This window comes from Rhodocyclus tenuis (assembly GCF_014197755.1).
Classification (GTDB): domain Bacteria; phylum Pseudomonadota; class Gammaproteobacteria; order Burkholderiales; family Rhodocyclaceae; genus Rhodocyclus; species Rhodocyclus tenuis.
In genome coordinates this window covers 92,128-105,754 of the sequence record NZ_JACIGE010000008.1, presented here as the reverse complement: position 1 = coordinate 105,754, position 13,627 = coordinate 92,128, and the positions used below count along the sequence as shown (strand labels likewise).

Here is a 13,627-nt window from a genome sequence, read left to right as displayed (position 1 = left end):
ATTCGCCCGCTGCTGGTGTAATAAAAAAGGGACGCCGCGGCGTCCCTTTTTCATGCCGCGACTTGCGTCGCGGCTTGCGTGCTTTCCTAGGACTGGGCAGCCGCCGCTGCTTCTTCAGCTGCCAGCGCCTTCATCGACAGACGGACACGACCCTTCTCGTCGGCTTCCAGCACCTTGACGCGAACCTTCTGGCCTTCCTTGAGGTAATCGGAGACCTGATTGACGCGCTCGTTGGCGATCTGCGAGATGTGCAGCAGGCCATCACGACCCGGCAGGATGCTGACGATGGCACCGAAGTCGAGCAGCTTGAGCACGGTACCTTCATAGACCTTGCCGACTTCGACGTCGGCGGTGATCGCCTCAATGCGCTTCTTCGCTGCATCGGCGGCTTCGCCGCTGACCGAAGCGATGGTGATCGTACCGTCGTCCTGGATGTCGATGGTGGTGCCGGTCTCTTCGGTGATGGCACGAATGACCGCGCCGCCCTTGCCGATCACGTCGCGGATCTTTTCCGGATTGATCTTCATCGTGTACAGACGCGGCGCGTAGGTCGACACCTCTTCGCGGTGACCGGACATCGAAGCCTGCATCTGGCCGAGGATGTGCAGACGCGCGTCCTTGGCCTGCGCCAGCGCCACCTGCATGATTTCCTTGGTAATGCCCTGGATCTTGATGTCCATCTGCAGCGCAGTGACGCCGCCGTCGGTACCGGCAACCTTGAAGTCCATGTCGCCGAGGTGATCTTCATCGCCGAGGATGTCGGTCAGCACCGCGAAGCGGTTGCCTTCCTTGATCAGGCCCATGGCGATACCGGCGACGTGCGCCTTCAGCGGCACGCCGGCGTCCATCAGCGCCAGCGAACCGCCGCAGACAGATGCCATCGAGCTGGAGCCGTTGGATTCGGTGATTTCCGAAACGACGCGCATCGTGTAGGAGAAGTCTTCCGCCTTCGGCAGCACGGCGATCAGCGCGCGCTTGGCCAGACGACCGTGGCCGATTTCGCGGCGCTTCGGCGAACCGACGCGACCACATTCACCGGTGGCGTAGGGCGGCATGTTGTAGTGCAGCATGAAACGCTCGCGGTATTCGCCAGCGAGCGCATCAATGATCTGCTCGTCGCGGCCGGTGCCAAGCGTGGCAACCACCAGCGCCTGCGTTTCGCCACGGGTGAACAGCGACGAACCGTGCGCACGCGGCAGAACGCCGGAACGGATGGCGATCGGACGAACGGTGCGCGTGTCGCGACCGTCGATACGCGGCTCGCCGGAGAGGATGCGGCCACGAACGATCTTCGCTTCAACTTCGAAGAACAGGTTCTTTACCGTGTTGGCATCGGGCGCGTCCTCACCGGCAGTCAGCACGGCAACGGCGTTCGCGGCGATTTCCTTGACGCGCTGGCTGCGTTGCTGCTTGTTGGTGATGTTGTAGGCGGCCTGCAGGTCGGCGTCGACCAGTTCGTTGAGGCGCGCAACCAGCGCTTCGTTGCGCGGTGCGGCGACCCAGTCCCATTCGGGCTTGCCGGCTTCTTCCACCAGATCGTTGATGGCGTTGATCGCCGCCTGCATCTGGTCGTGACCGAAAACGACGGCACCGAGCATCACCTCTTCGGACAGCTCCTTGGCTTCCGACTCGACCATCAGCACCGCCGACGACGTACCGGCGACAACCAGATCCAGCGCGCTGGTCTTCAGTTGCGTCAAGGTCGGGTTGAGCACGTAGGCGCCGTCGATATAGCCGACGCGTGCCGCACCGATCGGGCCGTTGAACGGGATGCCCGAAATGGCCAGCGCAGCGGAAGCGCCGATCAGTGCCGGGATGTCCGGATCGATTTCCGGGTTGAGCGACATCACCGTCGCGACGACCTGGACTTCGTTGTAGAAGCCGTCCGGGAACAGCGGACGCAGCGGCCGGTCGATCAGGCGCGAGGTCAGCGTTTCCTTTTCCGAAGGACGGCCTTCGCGCTTGAAGAAGCCACCGGGGATCTTGCCGGCAGCGTAAGTCTTTTCGACGTAATCGACGGTCAGCGGAAAGAAGTCCTGACCGGGCTTGGCGGCACGGGCACCGACAACGGTGACCAGAACGACCGTGTCATCCACCGACACCATGACGGCACCACCGGCCTGCCGGGAGATTTCACCGGTTTCGAGCGTGACCTGATGGGCACCGTAAGTGAAGGTTTTCTTGGCGACGTTAAACATTGTTCCCTTTCTCATGAATTCGGCGCGCGCGCACCCACGACTCCGGTACGCAATTACCCGACGCGCCAATGGCTGAAACGAAAACAGCGGCGCAGCCCGACATGGGCTGGCCGCTGTCGTCGATGCGATGCATCTGCATGCCCGACCGCAATGGATACAAAGCGGCGGCGTGACTTACTTGCGCAGGCCCAGACGTTCGATCAGCGCGCGATAGCCTTGGGCGTTCGTGCGCTTGAGGTAGTCAAGCAGCTTGCGACGACGGCTCACCATGCGCAGCAGACCGCGACGCGAGTGGTGATCCTTGACGTGCTCCTTGAAGTGACCAGTGAGGTCATTGATGCGTGCGGTCAGCAGTGCCACCTGGACTTCGGGAGACCCCGTGTCACCGGTAGCACGCTGGTAATCGGTCATGATTTGCGCTTTTTGCGCGACGTTGATCGCCATCTCAAACTCTCTTTCATGAAAACGACGCAGCCCCGGTTTGATAGAGCCCGCGCCAGATTAGTAAAGGACCATCCTCGCTTGGCGAAGCGAGCCGTGGATTATAGCGGCGCCGAACAAGTGCCGGCAAGCTGAATCGTCCCGCGGGCCATGGCGCGCGGTGCGGCGGCACCTGAAAAATACAGTTGCCACGCGCCGACATCCTGGTGCGTTGCCTCAGCGCCGCATTTGGCACGTTGACGGCAAGGCGAGCTCAGGCGCAGACCAGTCGGCGCGGCTGCACCGTGCCATCGTCCTTGCCTTCGCCAAGACCGAGCAAGCGTCCGTCGGCATAGACACGACAACGGCCGGGCGGCGCGCCGGCGGCCACCGCGCGCCCCTGCGCAAAACGCGTCGCCGCCGGGCCGGCCAGATGCACCGCCGGCAGCGACTGCAGCAAGGCATCGGGCGGCGCCAGCAGCGCCAGGCGGGCGTCATCGTCAAGCTCCGCTAGCATCTCCAGCGTGCTCGCGTCCTCGACCCGCAGACCGGCGATCGCGGTACGGCGCAAAGCCGTCAGATGCGCGCCGCAGCCAAGTGCTTCGCCGATGTCCTCAGCAAGCGTGCGGATGTAGGTTCCCTTGCTAACCGTCGCGCGCAGGCGACAGCTGCGCGCACCCAACTCAAGCAGATCGAGCGCATGAATGGTCACGGCGCGGGACTCACGCGCCACTTCGATGCCCTGTCGCGCCAACTCGTAGAGCGGACGGCCGTTGCGCTTGAGTGCCGAATACATCGGCGGAATCTGCTGCTGCGGTCCGCGAAAGCGGGCAAGCACGGCGTCAAGATCAGCGGCCGAGAAAGCGACGGAACGCTCCTCGATCACCAAGCCTTCGGCATCGCCGGTATCGGTGCGCTGACCGAAGCGCAGATCGGCTTCGTAGGTCTTGTCGGCCTCGAACAGGTCGGCGGAAAACTTGGTCGCATCACCGAAGCAGAGTGGCAACAGACCGGTGGCGAGCGGGTCAAGCGTGCCGGTGTGACCACCACGCGCCGCCTGAAAGAGACGCCGCGCTGATTGCAACGCGGCGTTCGAAGTCATGCCGGATGGCTTGTCGAGCAGCAGTACGCCGTCGACGCGCCGCCAGCGGCGGCCGCTTGTGCTCAAGACGCGGCGGAACCTGTCGTTTCGTCTGGCTCGCCGCCCTCGCCATCCATATCTTCAAGCGGCGTCTGATCGGAGAGCGCGGCGGCTTCCTGGATCAGCTTCGACAGATCGGCGCCGCGCTCGAGCGAGCGGTCATGGACAAAATGCAGTTGCGGCGTGGTGTGGATGCGCACGCGCCGGAACAACTCGCGGCGCAGGAAACCCGAAGCGGTATCGAGCCCTGTTTGCACCGCCGGCAGATGCTCGGCGTCGGCCAGCGTACTGAAGAAGACCTTGGCATGCGCGTAGTCCGGCGTCAGTTCGACGCCGGTCAGGCTAACCATGCCAACGCGCGGATCCTTCAGCTCGCTGCGGATCAACTCCGCCAGCTCGCGCCGGATCTGCTCTGTCACCCGGTCCTTGCGGGAAAAGCTCTTGCCTGCCTTCACTTAGAGCGTCCGCGCAATTTCCTGGATTTCATAGACCTCGAGCTGGTCACCTTCCTGAATGTCGTTGCTGTTCTTCAGCGACAGACCGCACTCGTAGTTGGCCTTGACTTCCTTGACGTCGTCCTTGAAACGCTTCAGCGACTCGAGTTCGCCGTCCCACTGCACGACATGGTTGCGCAGCAGACGGACACGCGAATTGCGCTTGATCAGGCCGTCGAGCACGTAGCAGCCGGCGATCGTGCCAACGCGCGAAATGACGTAGACCTGACGCACCTCGACCATGCCGATGACCGCTTCACGCTTCTCCGGCGACAACATCCCGGACAGCGCGGCCTTTACCTCGTCGACCGCGTCGTAAATGATGTTGTAGTAGCGGATATCGACGCCAAAAGCCTCGGCCGCCTTGCGTGCACCGGCATCGGCGCGCGTGTTGAAACCGATGACCACAGCCTTCGAGGCCTGCGCCAGATTGACGTCCGACTCGCTGATCGCACCGACGCCGGCGTGGATGATATTGACGCGGACTTCGCCGGTGGACAGCTTGACCAGCGACTGAACCAGTGCTTCCTGCGAACCCTGCACGTCGGCCTTGACGATCAGCGCCAGCGACTTGACCTCGCCCTCGCCCATCTGCTCGAACATGGTTTCGAGCTTGGCAGCCTGCTGGCGAGCCAGCTTGACGTCGCGGAACTTGCCCTGACGGAAGAGCGCGATTTCGCGCGCCTTGCGCTCGTCGGCGAGCACCAGTGCTTCTTCGCCGGCAGCCGGCACATCGGAGAGGCCGAGAATTTCGACCGGAATCGACGGCCCGGCTTCCTTGATAGGCTTGCCGTTTTCGTCGAGCATGGCGCGGATGCGACCGAACACCTGCCCGGCGAGCAGCACATCGCCCTGACGCAGCGTGCCGGAGAGGACCAGCATCGTCGCCACCGGACCACGACCCTTGTCGAGACGCGCTTCGATGATCAGGCCCTTGGCCGGCGCTTCCTTGGCCGCCTTCAGCTCAAGCACTTCAGCCTGCAGCAGCAGGTTCTCGAGCAGTTCATCGATACCGGCGCCGGTTTTCGCCGACACCGAGATGAACGGCGAATCGCCGCCGTATTCTTCCGGAACGACCTGTTCGGCGACGAGTTCCTGCTTGACGCGATCCGGGTTGGCATCGGGCTTGTCAATCTTGTTGATGGCGACGACGATCGGCACGCCGGCCGCCTTGGCATGGTGGATCGCTTCGCGCGTCTGCGGCATCACGCCGTCGTCGGCAGCAACCACCAGAATGACGATGTCGGTGGCCTTGGCACCGCGGGCACGCATTGCCGTAAAGGCTTCGTGACCCGGGGTATCAAGGAAGGTGACGACGCCGCGTTCGGTTTCGACGTGGTAGGCACCGATGTGCTGGGTGATGCCGCCGGCCTCGCCACTGGCGACGCGGGTACGGCGGATGTAGTCGAGCAGCGAGGTCTTGCCGTGGTCGACGTGACCCATGACGGTCACCACCGGCGCCCGCGATTCGAGAACCGCATCGGCCGCCTGTTCGCCGCTCTCATCAAGGAAGGCGTCAGGATCGTCGAGCTTGGCGGCAAACGCCTTGTGCCCCAGTTCCTCGACGAGAATCATCGCCGTTTCCTGGTCGAGCACCTGATTGATCGTCACCATCGAGCCCATCTTCATCAGGGCCTTGATCAGCTCGGTCGCTTTCACCGACATCTTGTGCGCCAGGTCGGCGACAGAAATCGTTTCCGGCACGTGTACGTCGCGCACCACCGGTTCGACGGGCGCCTGGAAGCTGCTCTCATCGTCGTCGCCGCGGCCATGACGCTTGCCGTGACGGGCGCCATCGCGCCAGCCGGAACCGCCCGTGGCACCGCGCGTACGCAGTCCGGGACGCTTGTTGGCGCCTTCGTTCTTCCAGGTTCCGCCGCCCTTCTTGTCGGCGCCGCCCGGCTTCTTGTCGCCTTCGCCGGCACGTGCGGGCGGACGCGCTGCCGGCTTTTCCTCGGCCGGACGATCGTTCGCCGTCTGCGCCGCAACCTGCTTGGCGACTTCGGCGGCTTTCGCGACGACGGCCTTCTGTTCGGCATCGCGCTTCAGCCGCACCAACTCGGCACTGCGTTCGAGCTTGTCCTGCAATTCCTTTTCTTGGCGTGCACGCAGTTCGGCGTGACGACGCTCTTCCTCGGCACGCAGGCGTTGCTGATCTTCGCCAATGATCGAAGCGCGTGTGACCACGGTGCGCACGGTGCGCGGCGCGGCGGGCGCCTGGCCCGGCGCTGCCGGACGCGTCGCTGCAGCGGGGGCCGGTTTTCCTTGGGGCTTCGGCGCAGTGGCGACGGGCGTTGCCGCGGGCGCGGCCGGTGCGGGCGCGACTTCGGCCGGCTTGGCGGCAACAGCCGGCACCACCGGCTCGGCAACGGGTTCGGGCACTGGAACGACCGCTGCCGCAACAACAACCGGCGCCTCGACCTTGACTTCCGGCTTCACTTCCGGCGCCGGAGCGGGGGCACTGGCAGCCGGCGCAGGCGCCATCGGCGCCGGCGTCGCGACGACCGGCGCAGCTTCGGCGACGATCTCGGGAACTGCGGAAACGGGAACTTCAGGCGCTTCGAGCGGACCGCCTTGCGCATCGCGCTTGACGAGCACGCGCTTCTTGCGCACCTCGACCTGAACCGTACGTGACTTGCCCGACGAGTCATGCGCGCGGATCTCGGAAGTTTCCTTGCGCGTCAGGGTGATCTTCGTCTTCGCCTGGGCGTCGCCGTGCGAACGACGCAGGTAGTCGAGCAAACGCGTCTTGTCCTGCTCGGAAACCACGTCTTCCGGCTTTTCCTTGCTCACGCCAGCGCGGCTGAGCTGCTCGAGCAGCGAGCCGGCCGGCATCTTCAGGTCGGCGGCGAATTGGGCAACGGTTGATTGCGCCATGTCAGTTCCTCATCTTTGCTTATTCGAACCAATGCGCACGCGCCGTGGTAATCAGTTGTTTGGCACGTTCCGCATCGATTCCCGCGACTTCGGTCAGCTCGTCGACCGACAGGTCGGCAAGATCGTCGCGCGTCTTTACGCCGCCGGCAGCAAGTTTCGCCGCCAGCGCTTTGTCCATCCCCTCGAGCGCCAGCATGTCTTCGGCAACATCCTCGAGTTGTTCTTCGGTCGCAATCGCCTCGGTGAGCAGCACGTTACGGGCACGCTCACGCAGTTCCTGCACGACGTCTTCGTCGAAAGCCTCGATCTCCAGCATTTCCGATAGCGGCACGTAGGCGACTTCTTCCAGCGCCGAGAAGCCTTCGTTGATCAGGATATTGGCGACATCCTCGTCGACATCGAGCTTTTCCATGAAGAGGACACGCGTCGCCGCCGTTTCGGCTTCGGCGCGGGTCTTCGACTCTTCCTCGGTCATCAGGTTGATCGTCCAGCCGGTCAGTTCAGAAGCAAGCCGCACGTTCTGACCGCCACGACCGATGGCGATGGCGAGGTTGTCGTCATCGACTACGACATCCATGCTGTGCTTGTCTTCATCGACAACGATCGAGCTGACTTCGGCCGGCGCCAGCGCGCCGATCACCGACTGCGCCGGATCAGCCGACCAGAGGATGATGTCAACACGCTCGCCGGCGAGCTCGTTGGTCACTGCCGTGACGCGCGTGCCGCGCATGCCGACACAGGTACCGATCGGATCGATGCGCTGATCGTTCGACTTGACGGCAATCTTGGCACGCACGCCGGGATCACGGGCGGCCGCCTTGATTTCGAGCAGGCCGTCATCAACTTCGGGAACTTCGAGTTCGAACAGCTTGATGATGAATTCGGGTGCCGTACGCGACAGGATCAGCTGCGGACCACGCGGCGAACGGTCGATACGCAGCAGGAAAGCCTTGACACGATCGCCGACGCGCAGGTTTTCGCGCGGAATCATCTGGTCGCGCGGCAGCAGCGCTTCCATCTTGCCGGCTTCGATGATCGCCGAACCGCGCTCCATGCGCTTGATCGTGCCGGTCACCAGGAATTCCTTGCGCTCGAGGAAGTCGGCCAGAATCTGCTCGCGCTCGGCGTCGCGGATCTTCTGCAGGATGACCTGCTTGGCCGCCTGCGCACCGATGCGACCGAAGTCGATCGGCTCAAGCGTTTCTTCGAGGTAATCACCGACCTCGACCTCGGCGTCCTGCTCACGGGCTTCGGACAACGACACCTGCAGTGCAGCGTCCTCGAACTCCTCGTCGGCCGTCACCAGCCAGCGCCGGAAACTCTCGAAGTCGCCGGTATCGCGATCGACGGAAACACGTACATCGGCATCATCACTGATGCGCTTCTTCGTCGCCGAGGCGAGTGCAAGCTCAAGCGCACCGAAAACGATGTCGCGAGTGACGTTTTTTTCTCGGGCCAGCGCATCCACCAGCAGCAAAATTTCGCGGCTCATTATTTTGATTCCTCCTCGTCCTGCCTGCTCATCAAATCCGTGCGCTAATCGAACTTCGGCACCAGCCGTGCCTTGTCGACATTCTCGAGATCGATCGTGGTTTCCACCCCGTCGATCCGCAGGCCTAGCTTGCCGTCCTGCAAACCGAGCAGGACGCCGTTGAAATTGCGTCGCCCGGCCACCGGCAAGCGCAAACGCAGATGCACCTCGGCGCCGGCAAAGCGCTCAAAATCCGCCGGACGCGTCAGCGGCCGGTCCAGTCCCGGGGACGACACTTCGAGACGGTCATAGTCGATATTCTCGACCATGAGCACGCGCGACAGCTGATTGCTGACCAGAGCACAGTCCTCGACATCGATACCGCCCGGCTTCGCCTGCGTATCGATAAAGAGGCGCAGCACGCGAGCACGCGGGCTTTGCTCGAGATCGACGAGCTCGAAGCCGAGGCCGACGACCGTCTGTTCTATGAGTTCACGCAAATTCATCGCCACAAATAAAAAATGGGCGAAACGCCCATCCCCGAAAAAAACCGCGCCCTTGGGAAACAAAGCGCCAGCGGAAGAAAACGCGATTATAGCGGCAAATGAAGGCAGCGTAAATCGCAGCGACGGCCGGCCAGCAGCCTGCCGTGCCCGGCGCGCAAGGAAAACGCCCTGACTGCCGCCGCCTCGGGCGACGCGCGGCCGGCCTCGTCGGGCAGCTTGCCGCGGCGTCAGCGGCGCGGCGAACGACGCTGCGGACGCTCCGGCGTCAGCTCGCCAAGATCGAAATCGGCGAGCAGCTTCTCGACCTCGGCCGGATCGAGCTCGCGCACCTGACCGCGGCGCAGCCCAGGCGGCAGCGGAAACGGACCGTAACGCACGCGCATCAGCCGGCTGACGACCGCACCGACGCTTTCGAACATGCGCCGTACCTCGCGGTTACGCCCTTCGAACAGCGACACGCGGTACCAGTGATTGACGCCCTGCCCGCCGGCGTCCTCGAAAGAGGCGAACTGCGCCGGACCGTCCTCGAGTTCGATGCCTTCGAGCAGGCGCTTTTTCGACTCATCCGAAATCTCGCCGAGAACGCGCACCGCGTATTCGCGGACGAGGTTGTAACGCGGGTGCATCAGACGGTTGGCAAGCTCACCCGAGGTGGTGAACAGCAACAGGCCGCTGGTATTGAAGTCGAGACGACCAACCGCTACCCAGCGCCCACCGGCCATGCGTGGCAGCGCGTTGAAGACGCTCGGACGGTGCTCCGGATCGTCGCGCGAAACGATCTCGCCTTCCGGCTTGTGATAGAGGATGACGCGCGGCAGGCGATTGGAGAACTTGACCTGCACCAGACGGCCATTCACCTTGACGCGGTCGCCGGGGCTGACCAGCTGGCCGACGCTGGCGGTTTCGCCGTTGACGTTGACCCGGCCGTCGATGATCAGCGCTTCCATCTCGCGCCGCGAACCGAGTCCGCTCTGCGCCAGCGCCTTGTGCAGACGCTCGGGCTTGCCGGGCGCTTCCTGGTGGCGGCCACGTTTTGACGGATCATGCGCCGGTCGCGGTGAGCGCCGTGGCGACACCGATGTTGCGGGAACCTCGCCAAGATCCTCGCGCACATCTTCCTGCCGCAACGGCGTCGGTGCCGCCGCGCGTACGCGCGGAGCGGGTTTTTGTCGGGGTTTGCGGGGCTCAGCGGCCATCGGCTTCTTCCAGTGTGGGGTTGATCTGTTCCAGCGGCGGCAACTCGCTCACGCCGCGCAGGCCGAGATCGTCGAGGAACTTCTTGGTGGTGGCAAACAGTGCCGGACGACCGGGCGTATCGCGGTGGCCGACGACATCGACCCAGCCGCGCTCTTCGAGCGTGCGGATCACCTGCGTGGCGACGGTCACACCGCGGATTTCCTCGATGTCGCCGCGCGTCACCGGTTGCCGGTAGGCAATGATCGCCAGCGTTTCGAGCACTGCGCGCGAGTATTTTGGCGGTTTTTCGGGGTTCAGGCGTTCAAGATAGGGCAAATATTCGGGACGCGTGCGGAAACGCCAGCCGCTGGCCAGACGCAGCAGCTCGACCGGGCGTGCCGGCGTCGACCACTCCTCGCACAATTCGTCGAGCAGCACGCGCAACACGTCGCTGCCGATGCGGTCGACGAACAGTTTCCTCAGCTCGCTGGTCGACAGCGGCTGCTGCGCGGACAGCAGCGCCGCCTCGAGAATCCGCTTGATTTCCGCAGGCGGCGGCAGCTCTCCGCCAGCATCGGAGAAGGCGGCAGCAATGGCTTCGGGCATCGGCTCGGGGCTGCGTTCAGGCGCCGGATCGGCCATCGGTCATCCTCACGTAAATCGGGGCGAAGGTCTCGGCCTGCGTCAGCTCAAGCAGATGCTCGCGCGCCAGTTCAAGCATCGCCAGAAAATGCACGACCAGCATACGCGGTCCGAGTGTCGTGTCGAACAGATCGACGAACTCGACAAAGCCACCCGCCTCGCGCAGGTGGCGCAGGATGATGCCCATGTGCTCGCGCACCGACAACTCCTCGCGCTGCACGCGGTGGTGCGAGGACAGCCGCGCCTGGCGCAGGATAGTGCCCCAGGCAGCGCGCAGATCGTCGGCATTGACTTCCGGCAGACGCACCGCCAGCGACTTCTCGACCCAGGTTTCGACCCAATGGAAATCGCGCTCGGCCTGCGGCAAGGCATTGAGCTCCTGGCCTGCGAGCTTCATCTGCTCGTACTCGATCAGCCGGCGCACCAGTTCGGCACGCGGATCGCCGGCCTCGTCACCGCTCTCGGCCGGCGGCCGCGGCAAGAGCATGCGCGACTTGATCTCGATCAGCATCGCCGCCATCACCAGATAGTCGGCGGCGAGCTCGAGGTTATGTACGCGCATCGCCTCGACGTACTCGAGGTACTGCACGGTCAGCGGCGCCATCGGAATGTCGAGCACATTCACGTTGGCCTTGCGGATCAGGTAGAGCAGCAGGTCGAGCGGGCCTTCGAAGGCGTCGAGCATCACCGCCAGCGCATCCGGCGGGATGTACAGGTCGAGCGGCAGCTGCGCCATCGGCTGGCCGTAGATGCGCGCGACCGGCACGCTGGCGGCGTCAGTGGCGGGCGGCAGTTCGCTGATGGCGTCGCTCATCGGGACCGGATAATCAGCTGTAGTCGAGGCCCATCGCCTCGCGCACGTCGCGCATGGTTTCCTGCGCCAGACGGCGCGCGCGCTCGTTGCCGTCGGCGATGATGTTGCGCACCAGTGTGGGATCGTCGAGGTAAAGCTGTGCGCGCTCACGCATCGGCGCCTGTTCCTTGAGGATGCCGTCGATCACCGGCTGCTTGCATTCGAGACAGCCGATGCCGGCGCTGCGGCAGCCCTGTCCGACCCACTCGCGACAGGCATCGTCCGAGTAAACCTGATGCAACTGCCACACCGGGCAGCGCTCGGGATCGCCGGCGTCGGTGCGACGAACGCGCGCCGGATCGGTCGGCATGCGGCGAACTTTCTGCGTCACCGACGCCGCGTCCTCGCGCAGGGTGATCGTGTTGCCGTAGGACTTGGACATCTTCTGCCCGTCGAGGCCGGGCATCTTCGATTCTTCGGTGAGCAGGTAGCCGGGTTCGACGAGGATCATCTTGCCCGAGCCTTCGAGGTAGCCGAACAGGCGTTCGCGGTCGGCGTGCGACAGGTTCTGCACTTCCTCGAGCAGCGCGTGCGCCCGCTCGACCGCCTCGGCGTCACCGCGCTCCTGGAAGCGTTTGCGCAAGTCCTCGTAGAGACGCGCCTTCTTGCTGCCGAGCTTCTTCACCGCTTCCCTGGCCTTCTCCTCGAAACCGGGTTCGCGGCCGTACATGTGGTTGAAGCGGCGCGCCAGTTCGCGGGTGAATTCGACGTGCGGAATCTGGTCCTCGCCGACCGGCACCTTGTCGGCGCGGTAGATCAGGATGTCGGCGCTCATCAGCAAGGGATAACCGAGGAAACCGTAGGTCGTCAGATCCTTGGTCGACAGCTTCTCCTGCTGGTCCTTGTAGGTCGGCACGCGTTCGAGCCAGCCGAGCGGCGTCATCATCGACAGCAGCAGGTGCAGCTCGGCGTGTTCGGGCACCTGCGACTGGACGAAGATCGTCGCCTGCGTCGGATCGACGCCGGCGGCCAGCCAGTCGATGACCATGTCACGCGACGAGCGCTCGATGCCGCGCGGATCGTCGTACTGCGTCGTCAGCGCGTGCCAGTCAGCAACGAAGAACAGGCAGGGATACTCGTGCTGGAGCTTGACCCAGTTCTTCAACACACCGTGGTAGTGGCCAAGGTGCAGGCTGCCGGTCGGGCGCATGCCGGAAAGGACTCGTTCTGCGTACATGGTGAAGTTGCGGCTCAGTAGGGAAGTTGGAAGACGAAGTCGATCAGCGCGCCGATCAGCCGCATCGGCGGGCCGATCAGTGCGGAAAGAATGCCGGAAAACAGCAGCACCAGCAGGATCGGCAGACCGAAGCGCTCGATCCTGGAAAAGCGGAAGGCTTGTCGCGGCGGTAACAGGCTGACCGCGATGCGGCCACCGTCAAGCGGCGGCAGCGGCACGAGGTTGAGCACCATCAGCGCGACGTTCACCGCGATGCCGATTTCGCCCATGCGCGTCAGCGGCAGCGTAAACGGGTTGATCGGCAGTACCCAGGCGAGCTTGACCATCATCGCCCAGAACAGCGCCATGCAAAGATTCGCCGCCGGGCCGGCAGCGGCGACCCACAGCATGTCGCGGCGCGGATCGCGCAGGCGACTGAAATCGACCGGTACCGGTTTAGCCCAGCCGAAGAGAATGCCACCGGTGGACAGGATCAGGATTGACACCGGCACGATGATGGTGCCGACGAGATCGATGTGGCGCAGCGGATTGGGCGTGATACGCCCCGCCAGCCACGCCGTCGGATCGCCGAAATGACGCGCCGCGTAGCCGTGTGCCGCCTCGTGCAGGGTGATGGCGAAAATCACCGGCAAGGCGGCGATACTGATCGTCTGCAGCAATGAATCCACGCGC

Annotated in this window: 12 protein-coding genes; all 12 read right to left on the bottom strand. The window is 64.1% G+C overall.

All coding sequences use genetic code 11. The features are described from left to right. Positions 1-86: 86 nt before the first annotated feature. The 12 genes from pnp to GGD90_RS11530 all read right to left on the bottom strand — a co-directional run bounded on the left by pnp (position 87) and on the right by GGD90_RS11530 (position 13,623). Positions 87-2,198 (bottom strand): polyribonucleotide nucleotidyltransferase, encoded by a 2,112-nt coding sequence (gene pnp, locus GGD90_RS11585; RefSeq protein ID WP_153116909.1) that lies wholly within the window; start codon positions 2,196-2,198, stop codon positions 87-89. Between the two features lie 174 nt (positions 2,199-2,372). Next, positions 2,373-2,642, bottom strand: coding sequence for a 30S ribosomal protein S15 (rpsO, locus tag GGD90_RS11580; RefSeq protein ID WP_153116910.1), 270 nt, complete (start codon positions 2,640-2,642; stop codon positions 2,373-2,375). Positions 2,643-2,892: 250 nt separating this feature from the next. Beyond that, on the bottom strand, positions 2,893-3,786 hold the full coding sequence (truB, locus tag GGD90_RS11575) for a tRNA pseudouridine(55) synthase TruB (protein ID WP_153116911.1): 894 nt from the start codon (positions 3,784-3,786) through the stop codon (positions 2,893-2,895). Further along, on the bottom strand, positions 3,783-4,214 hold the full coding sequence (rbfA, locus tag GGD90_RS11570) for a 30S ribosome-binding factor RbfA (RefSeq protein WP_153116912.1): 432 nt from the start codon (positions 4,212-4,214) through the stop codon (positions 3,783-3,785). The genes truB and rbfA overlap by 4 nt, the downstream gene beginning before the upstream one ends. Further along, positions 4,215-7,130 (bottom strand): translation initiation factor IF-2, encoded by a 2,916-nt coding sequence (gene infB / locus GGD90_RS11565; protein ID WP_153116913.1) that lies wholly within the window; start codon positions 7,128-7,130, stop codon positions 4,215-4,217. A 19-nt stretch (positions 7,131-7,149) separates the two neighbouring features. Continuing rightward, positions 7,150-8,622, bottom strand: a complete 1,473-nt coding sequence (gene nusA / locus GGD90_RS11560; RefSeq protein ID WP_153116914.1) for a transcription termination factor NusA — start codon at positions 8,620-8,622, stop codon at positions 7,150-7,152. Positions 8,623-8,666: 44 nt separating this feature from the next. After that, positions 8,667-9,107, bottom strand: coding sequence for a ribosome maturation factor RimP (gene rimP / locus GGD90_RS11555; protein ID WP_153117001.1), 441 nt, complete (start codon positions 9,105-9,107; stop codon positions 8,667-8,669). 227 nt (positions 9,108-9,334) lie between these two features. Then, positions 9,335-10,303, bottom strand: coding sequence for a 23S rRNA pseudouridine(2605) synthase RluB (gene rluB / locus GGD90_RS11550; protein ID WP_153116915.1), 969 nt, complete (start codon positions 10,301-10,303; stop codon positions 9,335-9,337). Beyond that, positions 10,293-10,889 (bottom strand): SMC-Scp complex subunit ScpB, encoded by a 597-nt coding sequence (gene scpB, locus GGD90_RS11545; protein ID WP_153117002.1) that lies wholly within the window; start codon positions 10,887-10,889, stop codon positions 10,293-10,295. Before scpB ends, rluB begins: the two co-directional genes overlap by 11 nt. Before the next feature lie 16 nt (positions 10,890-10,905). Continuing rightward, positions 10,906-11,739, bottom strand: coding sequence for a segregation and condensation protein A (locus tag GGD90_RS11540; protein ID WP_153116916.1), 834 nt, complete (start codon positions 11,737-11,739; stop codon positions 10,906-10,908). A 13-nt stretch (positions 11,740-11,752) separates the two neighbouring features. Continuing rightward, positions 11,753-12,955 (bottom strand): tryptophan--tRNA ligase, encoded by a 1,203-nt coding sequence (locus tag GGD90_RS11535; protein ID WP_153116917.1) that lies wholly within the window; start codon positions 12,953-12,955, stop codon positions 11,753-11,755. A gap of 14 nt (positions 12,956-12,969) precedes the next feature. Beyond that, positions 12,970-13,623: a site-2 protease family protein gene (locus GGD90_RS11530; RefSeq protein ID WP_153116918.1), complete on the bottom strand. Its 654-nt coding sequence runs from the start codon at positions 13,621-13,623 to the stop codon at positions 12,970-12,972. Between the last annotated feature and the right edge of the window lie 4 nt (positions 13,624-13,627).

What these genes read in the sequence shown, in the direction of transcription:
- pnp (WP_153116909.1), bottom strand. Translation starts at nt 2,198, where the DNA reads ATGTTTAACGTCGCCAAGAAAACCTTCACTTACGGTGCCCATCAGGTC.
- rpsO (WP_153116910.1), bottom strand. Translation starts at nt 2,642, where the DNA reads ATGGCGATCAACGTCGCGCAAAAAGCGCAAATCATGACCGATTACCAG.
- infB (WP_153116913.1), bottom strand. Translation starts at nt 7,130, where the DNA reads ATGGCGCAATCAACCGTTGCCCAATTCGCCGCCGACCTGAAGATGCCG.
- nusA (WP_153116914.1), bottom strand. Translation starts at nt 8,622, where the DNA reads ATGAGCCGCGAAATTTTGCTGCTGGTGGATGCGCTGGCCCGAGAAAAA.
- rimP (WP_153117001.1), bottom strand. Translation starts at nt 9,107, where the DNA reads ATGAATTTGCGTGAACTCATAGAACAGACGGTCGTCGGCCTCGGCTTC.
- rluB (WP_153116915.1), bottom strand. Translation starts at nt 10,303, where the DNA reads ATGGCCGCTGAGCCCCGCAAACCCCGACAAAAACCCGCTCCGCGCGTA.
- scpB (WP_153117002.1), bottom strand. Translation starts at nt 10,889, where the DNA reads ATGCCCGAAGCCATTGCTGCCGCCTTCTCCGATGCTGGCGGAGAGCTG.
- GGD90_RS11540 (WP_153116916.1), bottom strand. Translation starts at nt 11,739, where the DNA reads ATGAGCGACGCCATCAGCGAACTGCCGCCCGCCACTGACGCCGCCAGC.
- GGD90_RS11535 (WP_153116917.1), bottom strand. Translation starts at nt 12,955, where the DNA reads ATGTACGCAGAACGAGTCCTTTCCGGCATGCGCCCGACCGGCAGCCTG.